At 70.8% G+C, this 17,315-nt stretch carries 18 protein-coding genes; 9 read left to right on the forward strand and 9 right to left on the reverse strand.

The features are described 5' to 3' along the window. Positions 1 to 76: 76 nt before the first annotated feature. On the forward strand, positions 77 to 1,279 hold the full coding sequence (locus ACFYZ4_RS31515; RefSeq protein ID WP_390785426.1) for a molybdopterin molybdotransferase MoeA: 1,203 nt from the start codon (positions 77 to 79) through the stop codon (positions 1,277 to 1,279). A gap of 129 nt (positions 1,280 to 1,408) precedes the next feature. After that, positions 1,409 to 1,798: a gamma-glutamylcyclotransferase family protein gene (locus ACFYZ4_RS31520; protein WP_390785427.1), complete on the forward strand. Its 390-nt coding sequence runs from the start codon at positions 1,409 to 1,411 to the stop codon at positions 1,796 to 1,798. A gap of 40 nt (positions 1,799 to 1,838) precedes the next feature. Here the strand turns inward: ACFYZ4_RS31520 and ACFYZ4_RS31525 are convergent, their stop codons facing one another. The 4 genes from ACFYZ4_RS31525 to ACFYZ4_RS31540 all read right to left on the reverse strand — a co-directional run bounded on the left by ACFYZ4_RS31525 (position 1,839) and on the right by ACFYZ4_RS31540 (position 5,807). Further along, positions 1,839 to 2,615: a class I SAM-dependent methyltransferase gene (locus ACFYZ4_RS31525; protein WP_390785428.1), complete on the reverse strand. Its 777-nt coding sequence runs from the start codon at positions 2,613 to 2,615 to the stop codon at positions 1,839 to 1,841. 204 nt (positions 2,616 to 2,819) lie between these two features. Continuing rightward, complete coding sequence (locus ACFYZ4_RS31530; protein ID WP_390785429.1) at positions 2,820 to 4,208, reverse strand: hypothetical protein; 1,389 nt, start codon at positions 4,206 to 4,208, stop codon at positions 2,820 to 2,822. Between the two features lie 103 nt (positions 4,209 to 4,311). Beyond that, on the reverse strand, positions 4,312 to 5,160 hold the full coding sequence (locus ACFYZ4_RS31535) for a hypothetical protein (protein ID WP_390785430.1): 849 nt from the start codon (positions 5,158 to 5,160) through the stop codon (positions 4,312 to 4,314). 47 nt (positions 5,161 to 5,207) lie between these two features. After that, on the reverse strand, positions 5,208 to 5,807 hold the full coding sequence (locus ACFYZ4_RS31540; protein WP_390785431.1) for a hypothetical protein: 600 nt from the start codon (positions 5,805 to 5,807) through the stop codon (positions 5,208 to 5,210). Positions 5,808 to 6,415: 608 nt separating this feature from the next. Between ACFYZ4_RS31540 and ACFYZ4_RS31545 the strand changes: the two genes are divergently transcribed. Genes ACFYZ4_RS31545 through ACFYZ4_RS31555 form a run of 3 tightly spaced genes read left to right on the forward strand, consistent with a single transcriptional unit; the run spans position 6,416 to position 10,098 of the window. After that, positions 6,416 to 7,684, forward strand: coding sequence for an RCC1-like domain-containing protein (locus ACFYZ4_RS31545; protein ID WP_390785432.1), 1,269 nt, complete (start codon positions 6,416 to 6,418; stop codon positions 7,682 to 7,684). Positions 7,685 to 7,700: 16 nt separating this feature from the next. Continuing rightward, positions 7,701 to 8,873: an RCC1 domain-containing protein gene (locus ACFYZ4_RS31550; protein WP_390785433.1), complete on the forward strand. Its 1,173-nt coding sequence runs from the start codon at positions 7,701 to 7,703 to the stop codon at positions 8,871 to 8,873. 52 nt (positions 8,874 to 8,925) lie between these two features. After that, complete coding sequence (locus tag ACFYZ4_RS31555; RefSeq protein WP_351290235.1) at positions 8,926 to 10,098, forward strand: chromosome condensation regulator RCC1; 1,173 nt, start codon at positions 8,926 to 8,928, stop codon at positions 10,096 to 10,098. A 123-nt stretch (positions 10,099 to 10,221) separates the two neighbouring features. On the opposite strand, the gene ACFYZ4_RS31560 is transcribed toward ACFYZ4_RS31555, so the two are convergent. Next, entirely contained in the window at positions 10,222 to 10,911 is a 690-nt protein-coding gene (locus tag ACFYZ4_RS31560; RefSeq protein WP_390785434.1) for an N-acetylmuramoyl-L-alanine amidase, read from the reverse strand. 233 nt (positions 10,912 to 11,144) lie between these two features. Here ACFYZ4_RS31560 and ACFYZ4_RS31565 point away from each other — a divergent pair, with 233 nt between their 5' ends. The 3 genes from ACFYZ4_RS31565 to ACFYZ4_RS31575 are packed head-to-tail and all read left to right on the forward strand — an operon-like array spanning position 11,145 to position 12,152. Then, complete coding sequence (locus ACFYZ4_RS31565; protein WP_351290231.1) at positions 11,145 to 11,471, forward strand: PadR family transcriptional regulator; 327 nt, start codon at positions 11,145 to 11,147, stop codon at positions 11,469 to 11,471. After that, positions 11,468 to 11,824 carry a DUF1048 domain-containing protein gene (locus ACFYZ4_RS31570; RefSeq protein ID WP_390785435.1) on the forward strand — a complete coding sequence of 119 codons (357 nt, stop codon included), beginning with the start codon at positions 11,468 to 11,470 and terminating at the stop codon, positions 11,822 to 11,824. Before ACFYZ4_RS31565 ends, ACFYZ4_RS31570 begins: the two co-directional genes overlap by 4 nt. 1 nt (position 11,825) lies before the next feature. Next, positions 11,826 to 12,152: a DUF1048 domain-containing protein gene (locus ACFYZ4_RS31575; protein ID WP_390785436.1), complete on the forward strand. Its 327-nt coding sequence runs from the start codon at positions 11,826 to 11,828 to the stop codon at positions 12,150 to 12,152. Positions 12,153 to 12,192: 40 nt separating this feature from the next. Here the strand turns inward: ACFYZ4_RS31575 and ACFYZ4_RS31580 are convergent, their stop codons facing one another. The 3 genes from ACFYZ4_RS31580 to ACFYZ4_RS31590 form a co-directional block, all read right to left on the reverse strand. Then, on the reverse strand, positions 12,193 to 13,815 hold the full coding sequence (locus ACFYZ4_RS31580; RefSeq protein WP_390785437.1) for a sulfatase-like hydrolase/transferase: 1,623 nt from the start codon (positions 13,813 to 13,815) through the stop codon (positions 12,193 to 12,195). Between the two features lie 199 nt (positions 13,816 to 14,014). After that, a complete protein-coding gene (locus ACFYZ4_RS31585) occupies positions 14,015 to 14,407 on the reverse strand; it encodes a nuclear transport factor 2 family protein (protein ID WP_390785438.1) in 393 nt (130 codons plus the stop codon). Between the two features lie 78 nt (positions 14,408 to 14,485). Next, positions 14,486 to 15,706 carry an alpha/beta fold hydrolase gene (locus tag ACFYZ4_RS31590; protein WP_351290221.1) on the reverse strand — a complete coding sequence of 407 codons (1,221 nt, stop codon included), beginning with the start codon at positions 15,704 to 15,706 and terminating at the stop codon, positions 14,486 to 14,488. A 91-nt stretch (positions 15,707 to 15,797) separates the two neighbouring features. On the opposite strand from ACFYZ4_RS31590, the gene ACFYZ4_RS31595 reads away from it, so the two are divergent. After that, positions 15,798 to 16,385 carry a TetR/AcrR family transcriptional regulator gene (locus tag ACFYZ4_RS31595; RefSeq protein ID WP_390785439.1) on the forward strand — a complete coding sequence of 196 codons (588 nt, stop codon included), beginning with the start codon at positions 15,798 to 15,800 and terminating at the stop codon, positions 16,383 to 16,385. Here the strand turns inward: ACFYZ4_RS31595 and ACFYZ4_RS31600 are convergent. Further along, positions 16,380 to 17,312, reverse strand: a complete 933-nt coding sequence (locus tag ACFYZ4_RS31600) for a 5'-nucleotidase (RefSeq protein ID WP_351290217.1) — start codon at positions 17,310 to 17,312, stop codon at positions 16,380 to 16,382. The two genes, ACFYZ4_RS31595 and ACFYZ4_RS31600, sit on opposite strands and share 6 nt — an antisense overlap. Between the last annotated feature and the right edge of the window lie 3 nt (positions 17,313 to 17,315).

A 17,315-nucleotide genomic window follows, 5' to 3' on the forward strand; every position in this document is an offset into this window, starting at 1 on the left:
GGCGCGTGAGCGGGCTGGTGCACGAAGGCAATCCGCCGCGTAGGCGATGGAAAAGCGGTGGCCGGAGGCTGGCTCCATGGTTCTGATGACTGGTGCCTCCTCCGCCGTGGACTTCGCAGCCGCCCGCGAGACGAGTTGGTCTGAGGCGCGCGCGCTCGCGCACCGGGCGCCCCTGCCGCCGGCCGCCCGCACGGTGCCGTTGGCCGCGGCGGGCGGGCTGACCCTGGCGGAGGACCTGCGTACGCACCACCCGCTGCCGGCGTTCGACACGGCGGCCATGGACGGATACGCCGTGTCCGGCCCCGGGCCGTGGCGCGTCAGAGGGGTCGTCCGAGCGGGCGCCGCCTGGGGCGGCCGGCTCCTTCCGGGGGAGGGCGTGGAGATCTCCACGGGTGCCCTGGTCCCGGCCGGCGCGTGCGCGGTGCTGCCGGTGGAGCTTGCGGCGGGAGGCGAAGGCTGGGTCTCGGGACCGGCGCCGTCACCGGGGAAGCACATCCGGCGTACCGGCGAGGACGCCCCGGCGGGAACGTGTCTTGTCCCGGCCGGTACCCGGGTCGGCCCTGCACTCCTCGGGCTCGCCGCAGCCTGTGGCCACGACGCCTTGCGGGTACGGCCCCGGCCGCGGGTCGGGGTGCTGGTCACCGGTGACGAGCTGGACCGCGGCGGGCGGCCCGGTCCCGGGCGGGTACGGGACGCGCTCGGGCCGCTGCTGCCGTCGCTGATCGCCGCCCTCGGGGGCGAGGCCGCGGGTGTACGGCACGTCCCCGACCGGCCGGCCGGACTGCTGGCGCACGCCGTGCGCGAGGCGCGGGACTCGGACGTCATCGTCGTCACCGGATCCACTTCCGTCGGGGCCACCGACCAGTTGCGGCAGCTGCTGCATGACGCCGGCGCCCGGATGGTGGTCGACACCGTGGCCTGCCGGCCGGGGCACCCGCAGCTCCTGGCCGAACTCGCCGACGGGGGCTGGGTGGTGGGGCTGCCCGGCAACCCGTACGCGGCCCTCGTCGCCGCCCACACCCTCCTGGCCCCGCTCATCGCCGGGTTGTCGGGCCGCGGCCTCGCACCCCTGCCCCAGGTGCCGGTGAGCGGCGGCGTACGTCCCGTTCCCGGCCTCACGCGGCTGGTACCCGTGGCCTGGGAGGGCTCTGGCGCCCGGATCATCGGCGGGCACCGCTCAGCCTTCCTCCACGGGGCGGCGGTGGGCGACGCCCTCGCGGTGATCGCGGACGACTGGACGGACGGCAGTCCGGCGCCGCTGGTCCTCCTGGCCGGATGAGCTCGGCCAACGATCCGATCCGGACGTTGAGTTGCCGAGCCGTGCCCGATGCCTCCGCGGCCGGTCCGCATTGGATAGGTTGAGGCGACCACGTCAGTGGCAGGTTGGCACTCCAGGAGGTTTACCCGCATGGCCGGCCCGGCTCCTCACCAGTTGTTCTCCTACGGCACGCTGCAGTCCCGCGAGGTCCAGCTCGCACAGTTCGGCAGGCTGCTCGAGGGGAAGCCCGACGCGCTGCCCGGACACCGGATCACCTACATCGAGATCACCGACCCCGAGGTGATCGCCGTCAGCGGGAGCGACCGGCACCCCCTGCTCGTAGCCTCGGCCGAAGCGTCCGACGCCGTCGAAGGCACGGTCTTCTCGATCACCGACGAGGAACTCGCCTCGGCGGACGACTACGAGGTCGACGACTACGCGAGGACCCAGGTCGTCCTGCGCTCCGGTACGAAGGCATGGGTGTACCTCGGCGCGCAGACGGAGCAGAGCCCCGACGGCCGCTCCACTGCGGCCGCCTGACCAGCCCCGCCTAGCGGGAGCCTGTACGGGATCTTCCTCGTCACGGAGTCGCGCGCACGATGACGAGCGACCCTTCGTACGCCGGCTGCGTGCGCAGGTGGCCGAAGCGCTCGTCCCACAGCCCGGATTCCAGGTCGCGGCGCAGGGTCTCGTCGAAGCGCTGCCGCACGCCGTCGTCGACGAAGCTCCATGCCGAGCAGGCCTGTCGGGCGGCGGGGTCGAGAAGCATCTCGGGCCGACCGTAGTAGGCCTCGTTGAAGCCGTCCGTGCAGTCGAGCGGGATGGGCACGGTCTGGATGACGCCCGTGCCGCCGAGGGCTTTGGCCATGTCCTCGATCGGCGGATGGCGACGTGCCTCGGTGTCGAGGACCTCGGGCGCGTACTCGTACAGCCAGAAGTCGTGTACGAGTTTCGGGTCGCAGGTCAGGACGACGACCGGGCCGCGGGTCACCCGGCGCATCTCGCGTAGGCCGGCCGTCACGTCGCTCCACTGGTGCACGCTGAAGAGCGTCATCGCCCCGTCGAACTCGCCGTCCGCGAAGGGCAGTTCCTCGGCGACGGCGTTGACGGCCCGGGCGAGGCGCGCGGGGCGCCGGGCGCGCATGGACTCGGAGGGCTCGACGGCGGTCACCGTGCGGGCGGCGCTCTCGTAGGAGCCGGCGCCGGCCCCGACGTTGAGGACGGTCCGGGCGCCGTCCAGGGCCTCGGCGATGAACCGGGCGATCCGGGAGTCGGGCCGCCGGTAGGTGGTGTATTCGGAGCCTATGGCGCCGTAGTCGACGTCTCCGGCGCTGCCGTCCCGGGTGCGTGCGTTCATGAGTCCTTACCTCGCCTTGTGAGCAGGAACAGGGGACAATGCATCCTGCATCCGCGAGGCCCGTTTCGTAAATCAGATGGCAAATGCTTGTTGAATCGCCCAAGAGAGCCACAGATGCGACTCTGGGTGATGTGCTCTCCCTGACGCTGCTCGGTACAGCGTGTGGTACCGAGCAGCGGGTCTCGGGTCTCGCACAGGGGGTGCTCAGTTGAGAGGGACGCTGGTGGCCGCGCGGGTTCCCGGGGCGGTCGGGGCGGGGATTTCCTGGAGGCCCTTGTCGGCGGAGGAGGCGGGGGTGCCCGCGCCGACGGGGGTGGTGGTCGTGGGGCGGTCGGCGACGCAGCGCTGTTTCTCGGTCTCGGTCATCGGGCCGGTGCGTTGCATGAGCCGGTCGGGTACGGCGCGGGAGGGGCCGTCGATGACCGCGTGGAGGCGGTAGTCGTCCTTGTTGCTGAGGAACCAGCCCTCCACGCGCTCCCTGCTGGGCTGGAGTTCGACCCAGCTGACCTCGCCGGGCATGATCTTCTCGTTGATCTGGCGCTGGTCGCTGCTGAACCACTGCCAGGGCCGCTGCCAGGTCTTCTCGTAGGCGAGGGCGAACTGGGTGGCCATGGGACGGGCCTTGATCCGCTTGACGTCCTCGGCGCGGTCGCCGGTGGTGGGCAGGCGGGCGACTTCTTCCAGGGCGAGGTTGGCGTCGGTGTAGGTCTGGGCGATGCTGTCGTGGCTGCGCTCGGAGTAGTTCAGGACGCGAGTGTGTTCCAGCGGGTTGCGGGTGCAGTTGATGAACGTCTCGCCGATGACGCGGGCCTGACCGAAGTAGCGGAAGGAAGTCCGCTTGTCGGGGCGGAAGGTGCAGGCGTTCTCGCCGTTGCAGGCGGCCGCCGCGTTGTGCAGGGACTTCTCGCGTTCGTTGCCCTTGAACGCCTCGGACGTGCCGAGCGCGGTCCGGTCGACGGTCTGGTCGACGGCCGGGGGCACCTCCACGGCGCGGATGGCGGCGATCATCGGGGTGCAGGTGAGGTGCGTTTTGGTGCCTGTGACCTTCGAGGTGAAGGTGAGCGCGGGGTCGCTCTCGCCGGCGGTGAACGCGTAGGTGCGACTGGTCCACTTGCCGGTTCCGGGAGTGCCCTTGACCCGGCCGGTGTCTGGGGCGGTGGTTACCGCCTGGACCGGTCCGCCGCTGCCCTCGACGGTGTAAGGCTGCCCGCTGTCGACGTCGGCGGCGACGCACTCCTTGGAGACGGCGGGGCTGTCCTCGTAGGTGACGGTGACCCGGGCTCCGGCGCGCACCCCGCGGAGCCGTTGCCGCAGGGTGTTGCCGTCCTTCTGCAGGGCGACGGCGTGGGAGGTGCCGGTGCGGCCGGAGGCGGTAGGGGAGTAACGCTGGTTCGCCCCGGTCCAGTTGTCGATGGTGACGGTGGTGGGGCCGTCGCCCTTCATGGCGGGCTCGGCGAAATCACCGTTGAGGACGGCCACGGGCTGTTCGCCCGGCGCGGCGTGGACGGCGGTGGCGAGGGGCGGCAAGAGCACGGCGGTGGCGGTGAGTACGGTCAGCGTGGCGCCCAGGGGCGGGCGGAAGGGGTGTCTCATGGCGGGGACCCTCCTCGGGTGGGGCGGCGGGCGGCTGGGCACGGGGTGACGCCCCGAGGCGACGAGGCGCTGGGGCGGACGGCGGCGTGGGCCGGGATCTTCCTCACGGGCCGGGGACGCCGGGAGCCGAGTTGCCGGGGGGCCGGGTGCCGCTGCAGAGCCCGCCGGGGGCGGTGGAGGTCTGGGCGACGAAGTGGCTGTCGTTGGCCATGGAGGGGCTGTCCACGGCCACGTTGAGGATGCTGCTGCCCTTGTTCGTGACGAGCTGGCCGACGATGCGGCGCATGGCGACGGTCGCGCCGAACACCATCATGTCGTGGGCCTTGACGGTGCTCTTGTAGGTCGTGGACTCGGTGGTGTCCACCGTCCACGTCTTCGCGTACGCGGCCTTGAACGCGGCCTGGAAGGCGAGCTTGGCGCTGGTCTCGCCGGCGATCTTCCCGCTGCCGCCGACGTTGACCTTGGTGGCTGCCTCGGTGGTGGGGCCCTTGTCCAGGTTGGGCCCCTTGAGGGTGAGGCCGCTTTCGTTGGCGAGGGTGGTGGTGACCTCTCCGGAGGCCTGGATGGTGCCCTCGGCGGTGACGGAGCCGGAGATCTCGCCGTTGATGTTGTCGGTGGTGACGGCGTGCAGGGTCACCGTCCGCTCGACGTTCATGTCGTTCTGGGTGCAGTTGATGACGGAGTTGCCCAGGGACCTGATCGTCGTGGCGAATTCGATCCCGAGCTTGCGGTTGATCTTGAAGGTGCAGTCGGACGCCTTCCGTTCGCAGTCCTTCAGGACGTCGGCGACCTTCGCGGGGCGGCCGTCCGCGGTCACGGCGCGGGGGACGGGCACGGGGCCGGGGTCGGCCCCGGGCTGGAGCGGCCCGGCGGCCAGGGCTGGGAGGGGAGAGACGAGGGACACGGCGAGGGCCAGAGCCGGGGCGGCGAGCACGATGCGGCGCGCGGGCATGGGGGGATCCCTTCAGGGAGTGCGGGGGAGCAGGGGGAGCGCGTCGGTCAGCCGCCGAGCAGGGCGCACAACTGGGCCACGGGGAAGGGGCTCTGGGAGTCGTCCGCCGATCCGGCCGGCAGTGACGCGAGGAAATCGGCGCAGGTGGAGGTGACCGCGGTGGTCGCGTCGCCGGCGGGGCCGGGCTTGAAGCCCTTGACGGTGCCGGTCATGTCGGTGATGCCCTGCTTCTCGCCCATGCCCGGGCCGGTGAGCCCCTCCATGCAGCTGCTGGAGCCCGGCTCGCACTCCTCCAGCTTCTTGCCGACGTCCTCGATGGTCTTCTCCGCCTTCTCGGCGTCCTCCTCGGTCTCCTTCTGCTTCTCCTCGACCTTCTGCTCCTGCTCCTCGGCCTCCTTCCGGTCCTTGCACGCCTGATCGTCGGGGGCGCAGTCCTCGATCGGGACGATCGGGACGGTCGGGGCAGCCGGAGCCCACGGGAGGCCCAGGACGTCCAGCGGGCTCGGGACGTCCAAGGCATCCCGGGCCTCGTACCCGGCTGGCCGGGCGTGGGCGGGCGCGGCGAGGAACACCGCGGCGGCGAGGGACAGGGATGCGGCGAGCAGGGCGGCGGACAGGGCGCGGCGCGCGGACGTGCGTGGGTTCACCTGAACTCCCGGAAAGGTCGGTGGAGGGCGTCATGGAGCCGACGCAGGGGGCCGCAGAACGCGGCCTCCGTGATCACCAAAGATGATCAGACGCTAATCGGACCGACCCTGGCGGCACGGCAGGACACACGGGTCGGCGCGGCCCACCGGTCGTGTTCACTACAACGGCCGTGGCGCCCAATTGCCCCGGATGCCACGCGAGAAGGAAGGGTGGCGTGGCATCGGGGGCCGACCCGCGCACCCGTCTCCGACACCCTCCGGGATGACCGGCACTCCTTGGAGGACCGCTGTGGGGGCGCCGCCTTCCCCCGTCGGCTGCGGCCGATCGGCGGCCCGCCGGACCCCCCTCCCTCGCTGCCACGTTCGGCCCCTGGTGCTCCGTGTGGGTGGGGACTCGAACGAGTGCCCGGCATTGAGGTGGTTCCGCGTCCATCGCTCGCAATGGTGATCATTTCCGGTAACCCTAGGGACAGGCCCGACGGCGTCGACAGGACTCACCGCCGGGCTCGTGTACGTCCCCGCGGGCCGTACGCCCCGGCCGGCAGGCGTCTTCCCCACCCCACTGCGCGCCGAGGTTCCGTACGCCCTCATCTCAAGGAGAGCAGCGCATGACCCCTCGACTCCCCTCAAGCTCGGACCGGGCACGCTCCCCGCACGGCGCAGCCGCGGCACCCGCGTCCGTCCGGCACACTTCGGCCCGCCGCCGCTGGATGCTCGCGGCCGTCACCACAGCCATGGCCACGGCTCTGGCCGCCCCCACGGCCACGGCCAACGAGGGCAACCCGACCGTCCTGAGCTGGGGCGCAGGCCGCACCGGCCAGCTCGGCAACGGCACCCTCGCCGACAGCCTTTCGCCCTCCTCCGTCACCAGCCTCTTCCGCGGCGACGTCGACGAGATCTCGGCCGGCGGCACCTCCTCGGCCGACTCCTTCGTCCTCGCCCGCACCGACAGCACCGTCAAGTCCTGGGGCCACAACTCCTCCGGCCAGCTCGGCAACGGCGGCAACACCAACCAGACCGTGCCGACCACCGTTCCGCGCCTGACCAACATCAAGAGCGTCGCCGCCGGCGGAAAGCACGGCCTCGCCCTCGACACCTCCGGCCAGGTCTACTCCTGGGGCGACAATGCCTACGGCCAGCTCGGCAACAACCGCACCGGAGACAGCCGCACCGTCCCCGACCGGGTTCAGGGCATGCCGAAGGTGAAGCAGATCTCGGCGGGCTGCGACTTCAGCCTGGCCCTGCTGGAGAACGGCAAGGTCTACGCGTGGGGCCGCGGCATCCACGGTCAGCTCGGCAACGGCAGCCGCGCCACCAGCTCCGTCCCGCGCCAGGTGCAGGGGCTGGAGAACGTCGTCGAGGTCGACGCGGGCTGCCACCACGCCCTCGCGCTCACCGCCGAGGACACCGTCAAGTCCTGGGGGTACAACCTCTATGGCCAGCTCGGCAACTCCAGTACCAAGTCCTCTCCGGTTCCCGTTGACGTCGACTGGGTCGACGGTGTCTCCGACATCGAGGCCGGCGCCTTCCACAACTACGTCAAGACCAGCGACAGCCACGTGTGGGGCTGGGGCAACAACCAGTACGGACAGCTCCTTGAGGGCGACGAGTCGTTCGGCGACAACATCTCGCGGACCAACCGCACCGCGCCGGTCGAGATCCCGCGCCTGGCGGGCGTCCAGCACCTCGCCGCCGGAGCCCGCCACGGCGTCGCGGTGACCGCGGACGACGTCTTCACCTGGGGCCACAACGGCGAGGGCCAGCTCGGCAACGGCACCACCGTTCCCCGCTACGAGTCGGTGAAGATCCTCAAGGAGGGCTCGGCGATCAAGGCCGTGGCCGTGTCCCTGGGCGGCAACACCACGTACGCCTACTGAGGGGGTGCGTCACGCCATGACGTACCCCAGTCGACGCGCAGGTCTCGGCGTTCTTCTGGCCGTTTCCGCCCTCCTCGCCACAGCCGCCCAGGGCCCGGCGCGCAACGAGAAGCCCGAGCCATGGGTACGGGCCTGGGGCAGCAACGCCGTCGGCCAGCTCGGCAACGGCTCCACACTTGACCAGCAGACGCCGTCGGCTGTCCGCGGCCTAGCCCGCGACGACGTGCGCGAGCTGGCAGGCGGCGGCTGGCCCACTACGCCCTTCGCCGTGGCGCTGCTCAACAACGGCACCGTGCAGGCCTGGGGCGACGCCTCGCAGGGGCAGCTGGGCGACGGCACCAGGGCCTCCCGGTCGTACCCGGCCGCCGTCGCCGGGCTGTCCGGTGTCTCCGAGGTGGCCGCTGGAGCCGTATCCGCCTACGCGGTACGCAACGGCCGGGTCCTCGGCTGGGGCGGCAACACCTACGGCCAGCTCGGCAACGGAAGTACCGGGGCGGGCGGCGACCGGCCCGTCCCCGTCCAGAGCCTGAACAAGGTCAAGGACATCGCGGCGGGCTGCAACCACGTGGCCGCCCTCCGCGAGGACGGCTCGGTCTGGACCTGGGGAAGGAACGACCAGGGCCAGCTCGGCAATGATTCGACTGCCGGCCGCGACACACCCCAGCGGGTGGCCGGTCTTCAGGAGGTCGTCGCCGTCGCGGCCGGCTGTCTTCACACCCTCGCACTGACGGCCGATGGCACGGTGAAGGCATGGGGCCGGGGCGCCAACGGTCAGCTCGGCATCGGCACCACAGCAGCCAGCCCCGTACCTGTGAACGTCCCCTACCTGGATGGCGTCGTGGGCATCGTCGCAGGCGGCCACCACAACTCTGCGCTCCTCGACGACGGGACCGTCCGGGCGTGGGGCTGGAACAATGCCGGCCAACTGGGCGACGGCACCAGGACGGACCGCACGACGCCGGTCCCGCTCCCCGCCCTGACCGGTGTCAAGGCAATGGCCGGGGGTTGGACCCACACCCTCGTCCTCCTCGACGACCAGACCGTTGTCGCCTGGGGCGACAACGCCAACGGCCAGCTCGGCGACGCCAGCACCACTTCATCTCTCACCCCTGTCACGGCCCTGCCCGCGGGCAGCGGAACGACCCGAGTCGCCGCATCCCCCGGATGGAACTCCAGCTACGCCTACTGACCCCCGGGCGCACACACCGCGCCCTCCCACACCCCACGCGAAAGGCATGCAGATGACCCCACCTCTGCGCCGCACCCTGCTCACCGCCCTCACCCTCACCGCACTGACCGCTGCCACCCCCTGCCTGTCGGCCCAGGCCGCCGGCACCGACCCCTGGATCCGCGCCTGGGGTGACAACGCCCTGGGGCAACTGGGCAACGGCAGCGTCCTCGCTCAACAGACCCCTGCCGCCGTGCTCGGCGTCACCCGTGACGACGTACGCGAACTCGTCGCCGGGGGCGGCGACAAGAACCCCTTCGTCATCGCCCTCCTCAGGGACGGCACCGTCAAGAGCTGGGGCGCGAACCTCACCGGCCAGCTCGGCAACGGCACCATCGTCAACCAGTCGTTCCCCGCGACCGTCACCAAACTGTCCGGCGTCAGCGAGATCGCGGCGGGCTCCAACCACGCCCTCGCGGTGAAGGGCGGCCGCGTCCTGGCCTGGGGCGACAACGCCAAGAAGCAACTCGGAACGGGCCTGGACGCCACCACCCCGTACCGGACGCCGGTCGACGTCCAGAGCCTGGACAAGGTCAGGGACGTCGGCGCGGGCTGCGACTTCAGCGTGGCCCTGCGCCAGGACGGCACGGTCTGGACCTGGGGCGCGGGGGCCAACGGCCGCCTCGGCACGGGCAATGCGACCGACCGGGCCACGCCACAGCAGGTCCCGGACCTCGCCGACGTCGAATCCATCTCGGTCGGCTGCGACCACGTCCTCGCCCTCACCGCCGACGGCACCGTGAAGGCGTGGGGCAAGAACACCGAGGGCCAGCTTGGCAACGACAGCGTCACCGACAGCAACAAGCCGGTCGACGTCGCCTACCTCAACACCGTGGCGAAGGTCTTCGCCACCTCGGCCTCCGGCTTCGCCGTCCTCGACGACGGCAGCGTGACCGGCTGGGGCAAGAACACCGAAGGCCAGCTCAGCGACGGAACGAAGGCCAACCGCACCACCCCGGTCCCCCTCGACCACCTCAAGGGCGTCCAGGACGTCAACGGTGGCGTGGACTTCACCCTCGCCGCCCTCGACGACGGCTCGGTGATCGGCTGGGGAGCCAACGCCCTCGGCCAGCTCGGCGACGGCACCACGACCGCTCCCGCGTCGACGACCACTGCCCTGCCGCCGGGCAGCCAGATCACCCGCGTGGCGGCGACCCTCACCGGCAAGTCCGGCTTCGCGTACTGACCCGCTCCGCCTCCGGAACACCAGCCCGTGCGTGACACCGTGGACATCAGTCGCGCACGGGCCCCGCGAACCGGCGTACGGAGCGGCCCGATCGATGATGCGGTGGAGCCAACACGCTGACATCTACCGGGGGTTCATCGCACGGACCGCGCCGAGTATCTCCCCCGTCTGGGCGGACCGGAGGGGGCCCGGGCACGAGTGGCCGCCCCACTCCCGGCCGCCCATGCTGTGGATGCCGAACCCCCGACCCAGCGGTGTGGAGGCGGGTTCGAGGGGCCACCGGTGCTGTGCCATGCCCCAGGCGTAGATCCGGGCGACGGAGTCCACCTGCTGCGCGGTGAGCGGTCGGCTCGCGAATCCGGAGGTCTCCACGGAGAGCCACGACGGGTTGCCGGCGGACTGCGCCCAGGCCCGGTCGTACGCGGAGACGTACTGTTCGATCTCGCCGGACTGCGAGACCCAGAAGTGTGAGGAACTCTCCACTGCCGGGTCGCTGAAGCGTTCGTGGAGCGAGTTCTCGCCCTCCTGCACGTGTAAGATCAGCCCCCGCATCTCCCTGATCCCGCCCGGGGTGAAGTTCACGGCGAGCGGCTTGTGGGTGACGTCCGGCATCCACGCCTGCCCCGGTGCGGGAGTCGTTTCGGCGGGCGGCCCTGCCCCGCCCTCGTCCAGCGTTTCCGTTCGGCCGGGCTCGGCGTCCCCGCTGAAGTCGGCGACGACGATGCCGAGAGCGGTGGCGATGAGTCCGCCGCCGGTGCAGGCCATGGCGGTGCGGCGCGACACCAGCCGTGGCTTCGGTTTGCGGTGGCTCACGCGAGCGGTTCCGCATCCGCACGGAGCATCGGTGGATCCTTTGCTGGACTGACGTTCTCCGCCGAATAGTTGCTGACCTTTGGTGTCGGAATGGGACCGGATGATGACCGTTTCGTGACGGCCGAACCGGCCGGGTCCGTACGCGCCGGGAGGCTGGCGCCCTCCAGTACTCGGTGATACGCTATAGCTGTACTCGGTACCACGCAGTACTGAGAGGGCTGAGGAGGGGTGCGATGGATGACCTGACGGAGATGCTGAAGGGCACGCTCGAAGGGTGCGTGCTCGAAATCATCGGCAGCGAGGAAACCTACGGGTACGCCATCACGCGCCGGCTGAACGAGCTCGGCTTCGCCGACGTCGTCGAGGGGACGGTGTACACCATCCTGCTGCGACTGGAGAAGAACGGACTCGTCCAGATGACGAAACGACCGTCCGGGGTCGGTCCGCCGCGCAAGTTCTACGCGCTCAACGACGCCGGACGCGAGGAACTCGCGAAGTTCTGGGCGAAGTGGCAGTACGTCTCATCACGCATCGACAGGCTCAAGGGGGGCGGGAGATGAACTTCTGGGAGACCATCACAGGCAGTGATCTCACCAGGGAATGGAAGGCGTTCGAAGCCCGGGCCGCGGCCCTGCCGGACGACTACCGGGCGGCGTGGGAACAGATCAAGAACCACCTCCTCCCCCATGGGGACTTCACCGGCCGCAACCTGATGCCGATCCTCGACGCCGCCCTGGGCCTGCTCGAAGAGACGGCGGCGGACGGGCAGAGCGTCCACGAGGTGCTCGGCGACGACATCCGGGGCTTCTGCACGGCGCTGGCCGGTGGAGAAGAGGCTCGCACCTATCGCGACCGGTGGCGCGAGCAGTTGAACAGGAACGTCGCGAGGAAACTGAGCCGGCTGGGAGGCTGACGTGGGCATCCAGGACATCATCGAGGGCAAGAAGCAGTGGCGGGCGCACATGGCGCGGGTCAAGGCGCTCCCGCCGGACTACCAGATCGTCTACAAGGAGATGCAGAGGTACCTCTTCAAGGTCGGACCGATCGACCTGCCCGACGGGCCCCTGCTCCCCGGGATCGTCGACTTCTTCGAGGAGGGCGTCGCCGCGGGCAAGGGGGTCCTGGAACTCATCGGCAACGACGTCGCCGCGTTCTGCGACGGCCTGGTCCAGGACTCTCCCACCTACGCGGACGTCTACCAGGAATCCCTCGGCGGGGAACCCGGCAGGGCCGGGAAGTAACACCCGCCGCACCGTGCCGGCGAGCCCCGGCCCCGGCCGCTCAGCGCCGGGCCGGGGCGGACGCGGCCGCCGGCTGGTCGGTGTCCCCGTGCCAGGTGGGCCAGCCCAGGAGGTTGGGGCGTTCGGTGACCCATGCGTGGGTGTCGGTGCCGATCTCGGCGCTGATGAGGTCTTCGAGCAGGGTGTTGTAGCGGGCGACGAGCTCGCGGTGGGCGGGGTCGGCGGCGAGGTTGCGCATCTCGTGCGGGTCCTCGACGCGGTCGTAGAGGACGACGTCGTTCTGCGCGTAGAGGGCTTCGGGGCCGGCGGGGCGGTTGGGGTTGAGCGGGGAGAAGTAGCGGCCGAAGGTGTGCCGGCTGTCGGTGTAGCCGCGCAGGAACCCGCGCTTGGTCCAGTCCGGGCGAAGGTCGCCGGACTGGATCCGCTTCGGTGCTTCGGGGTCGGCGAACTCGAACCAGAAGGAGGCGTCCAGGGCCGTGACCGACTCGACGGCGGTCAGGACGCCGTCCCGGATGGTGCCGCCGTTCAGGACGGGGCTCAGGGAACGGCCCTTGAGTGCGGGGTGGCGGGTGGCGGCCTCGGCCGGGTCGACGCCGGCGAACTCGAGCAGGGTCGGGGCGATGTCGACGGCGGAGGCGAGGGCCTCGGTGCGAGCGCCGCGGGGGAAGTCGGGGTGGCTCAGGATGAACGGGACGTGGAAGTTCTCGTCGTAGACGAGGGCGCCCTTCTGGCGCAGGCCGTGGGAGCCGGCCAGCTCCCCGTGGTCGGAGGTGAAGACCACGACCGTGTGGTCGGCCTGCCCGGAGGCCTCCAGGGCGTCGAGGACGAGGTCGATGCTGCGGTCCACGTCGCGGATGGCGTTGAGGTAGAAGTTCAGGCCGTCGTGCCAGTGCTGGTCGTCGGCGACGGGGCCGAAGATGGTGTCGAGCATCCGTGCGAACTCGGCCACTGCCGGCGCCGCGCCGGACAGGTCGTCGTGGAGGCTGGCGGGCAGGTCGAGGTCCCAGCGGCGCCGGTAGACCGGGATGTCGGCGGCCGCCTTGGACACGACGGCGTGGGCCAGGCCGAACGGGAGGCGCACCTGGGACGAGCCGCCGTAGTCGAAGCTCATGATGTCGTGCGGGTTGACGAAGTTGACCGCCATGAACCAGGGCTGGTCGGCTTCCACGACCGGGGCCCGGTTGCGCAGCCAGCGCACGGCCTGGCCGGCGATGACCGGGTCGATCTTGAGACCGGCCCAGGCGCCGCCGTCGATGTCGCCCCAGTCGTTGAACTCGCTGAACCCGTAGGGCTCCAGCGCGTTCGTGGTCGGGCCGGGGTTCTGGCGCGTGACGTAGGCGTTGGAGAGGTGCCACTTGCCCTGGTAGGTGCAGTAGTAGCCGGCCTCGCGGAGCATCGTGCCGAGGGTGCCCAGCCGGGGATCGAGCGGGCGGATGTACGGCATGTTGTCGTTGTCGTAGATCTCCGTGAGCGGCAGGTGCTGCCCGGTGTAGATGACGGATCGGGCCGAGCTGCACATGGCCGAGGCGGTGTAGTACCGCTCGAAGGTGGTGCCCCGCTCGGCCATCCGCTCCCGGGCGGGCAGCGAGAAGCCCTGCGGACGGGGAAGCGCCGCGCGTTCCTCGTCGGTGACGATCATCAGGATGTTCGGACGGCGTGTCATGGCCCTCAGTCCTCCGAGGTGATCCCGGCGCCCGCCCGAGTGATGCGGGAGCGGGCGCCGGCGCGCGGGGGTGCGTTCCGGGCCGAATCTAGATCTGCGGCCGTGCGAAGCCTGCGAGGACGCGGCCGTCCGGGGCCGTCCGGGTGAGCTCGGCCCGCACACGATGTCGCCTGCCCGGCCGTTCGCGCGCGGTGAGGGGTCAGCGGGCGCTGCCGATGTTGCGGTCGGCGTCGGAGCCGCTCAGCATCAGGGTGGTTTCCTCGATGCGGTGGAAGCGGCCGTCGGGGGCGAGGTCGGCGAAGACGTAGACCTCCATGGTGACGGTGGTGCCGTCGTTCTTGGTGACGTGGCAGGTGTGCCGGTCGGCGTACTTGTCGCCGTCGTACAGCTCCTCGTGGACCTCGACCTTGCCGCCGGCGACGATGCCGCGCAGGTGGCTGATGTGGTCGAGGAACTCGGCGCGGTCCGCCCACTCGCCGTCCGTGCGCTGGCGGTACCCGGGGGCGAAGTGGCGCTCGGCGGCCTCCTCCAGGGTGATGTCGGGGTTGAAGAGCAGGTCGGTCAGGGCGGCTTCGATTCCGGTGCGGTTCATGGTGACTTCCTTGTGGTGTGAGGTGGTGCGGGAGGATGGGGTCCGTGTGACGGGGGCGTGCCGGCGCCGGCCGGGCTTTCAGCCGGCGGTCGCGAGGGTGGTGTCGAGCCAGTCGTAGATGCGGGCGAGGGCCAGGCGCATCGCACCGGTGTGGCAGTGGGCGCCGGCGCCTTCCTCGGTGGTGAACAGCATCAGGGTCTTGGGGCAGGTCAGGTGCTCGTAGAGCTGCTCGGGCTGGCCCTTGAAGAACTCGTCCTCGGCGGCGTCGCACACGAGGGTGGGGCACTGGATCCGCTCCGCGATGCCGCCGGCGAGGGTGTAGTCGAGGTAGGAGGCGCTGAAGGCCCGGGGCGTGTCCACGCCCATCACGTACATGCCGTGGTGGATCGCCCAGCGCGCGGTGGCGTCCTCGGCCACGATCTGCTCCATGCGCGCGTCGACTTCGGGGGCGGATTCCGCGCGCAGGAGCCGTTCGGCCTGGTCGCGGTCGCCCGGGATGCCGCGGGTGGACACCTGGCCGAGGTCGTAGATGCCGTCGACGGCGATCAGGGCGGCGAGGCGGTGCTCGAACGCGGCTGCCCTGGGGGCGAGTACGCCGCCCATGCTGCTGCCGAGGAGCGCGATGCGGCTGTTGTCCACCTCGGGCAGGGTCTCGGCGAAGTCGACGACCGGGGTGATGACGTTCTCCCAGTCCGGGCGGAAGACCAGGCCCTGGTGGTGGCGGGGGCCGGGCTGCCCGGGGCCGTCGAAGGTGAGGACGGTGTACCCGCGCTCCACGGCGGCCAGCGCGCCGCTGAAGTGGAGTTCCTCGGCGGTGCCGTCGAACCCGCTGTGCATGATCAGGGTCGGGCGGGGCGTGCCGGTGTCGTCGGCCCGGTAGAGGTAGCCGGGGAGGGTGGTGCCCTCGTAGGGGATCCGGACCGCTTCGATGCGGGGGGTGTAGAGGGCGGCTGCGGCCTGGAAGCAGGCCACGCTGCGGTCGTAGGCGTGGTCGTGGCGGGGGTCGCACGGGTTGCCGTGCTGGAAGAACTCCGCGGACCGGTAGTAGTTCGAGGCGCGCAGGAATCCGTCCCGGGCGCTGACGGTGTGGCCCGCGTCCAGGGCCCGCCGGGCCTCGTCGGACACGCGGTCGGCGGTCGCCGTCCACTCCTCGTACCAGCTGTCGTAGTCGCCTTCCTTGATCCGGGCGCTGGTGGAGACGACCTCGCCGAAGTCGGCACCGCCGTAGGCGATGTGGCTCATCGAGCGCAGGGTCTCGTACCAGAACTGGGGGTTCTCGGGGAACAGCAGCGGCTTCATCACACTCTCCTTAAGCACAGATCTGTGCGTACGGCAGAACTGTAGGCACACGAGTCGCCGGGAAGCAAATATTTGTGCTTACGATGGGTGGGTGAACTCGAAACAACCGGCACCGCGCCTACGCAAAAGCCCCGAACAGGTCCGCTCGGCCGTCCACCAGGCCGTCATCGACCTGCTGTCCGACCCCGAGGGAGCGGACCTCACCATCCCCGCGGTCGCACAGCGCGCCGGGGTCAACCACACCAGCGTCTACCGCCGCTGGGGCAGCAGGGAGGCACTCCTGGCCGACGTGGTCGTCACCCGTCTCGAACGGGACTCGCCGCTGGCCGACACCGGCAGCCTGCGCGGCGACCTGACGGCATGGGCCGAAGGGGGCGTCGCGAGCATCCGTACGCCCGAAGGGCGACTGCTGATCCGGGCGGTCGCCCTGTCGATGTCGGGCAGCGCCGCGGCGCAGGGGGAGCGCGCGCAGCAGTTCGAGCGCCGCATGGGCGCGATCGAGCGCATCCGCGAGCGCGCCGCCGCCCGCGGCGAGGTCCCCCCGCCCCTCGACCAGATCCTCGACCAGCTCGTCGCGCCGCTCTACCTGCGGGCGATCTTCGGCATCGACCCGCCGGCCTCCGGCTACCCGGAACTCCTCGTGAACCGCCTCCTCGGCAGCGAGGCCACGCACTCATGAGGACGCGTTGACGACTCCGAACGGGATGTGAACGCTGGGGGTGGCCGCCGCGGTGCCGTTCAGGTGCGAGACCTGGTCGTCGAAGAACATGTGCGGATCCAGGACGCTCATGACGGCAGCCTTGTCGATGCCGCCGAGGAAGAAGGCGTCATCGACCCGTAGCCCCCACTGCTTGAGGCTCAGTACGGCACGCTCGTGCGCGGGGGCGTCCCGAGCCGTGACCAGGGACACCCGGAGGCGGGGCTGATATCCGGGATGCTTGCGGCGCTCGGCCTCCTCCCGGCGCTGGATGCGGTTGATGCCGGAGAGGAACCGGCTCAGCGGTCCCGGATCGTGCGGCGTGGTCGCGTTGCGGACCTCGTGCGCACGGAACTCGTCGAGGCCGGCGCCCTGGAAGATCCGCTCGGAGGCATCACCCGCCAGCACCCCGTCGAAGTCGAAGGCGATGCGCAGTTCGGGGTCGGTCTCGTCGTCGACCCGTGCCGTCTCGAGCACGTGCCCGGCCGGCAATCCGTCTGCCACCGCCTCGCGAACGTCGGCCCCGTGGGCCGACAGGAACAACGACATGTTCAGCGCCGGCATGAACCGGTGGGGTGAACGGCCCTGCCGGAAGACGGCCCGGCTGATGGGCAGGCCGTGCGCCTTGATCGAACGCATCACCCGCAGCCCGGTGTCCGGATCGTTGCGCGACAGGATGATGACCTCGACCAGCGGATCGGATGGATCCGCGAGGTCGTTCAGTGACAGCAGGCGACGGACGAAGGGGAAGGCCACCCCCTTGGCCAGGACGTCGTCCACGTGCGCCTCTTGGTGGGAGCGGTACGCGTCCTCTCCCCGCTCGCGGAACACCGCGGCGCCGTCGGTGAGGTCGAACAGGGCACTGGAGGCGATCCCCACCACCAGGCGACCGGACAGGTCGTACTTCATGAC

It is taken from the genome of Streptomyces sp. NPDC001513, assembly GCF_042894695.1.
Classification (GTDB): Bacteria; Actinomycetota; Actinomycetes; order Streptomycetales; family Streptomycetaceae; genus Streptomyces.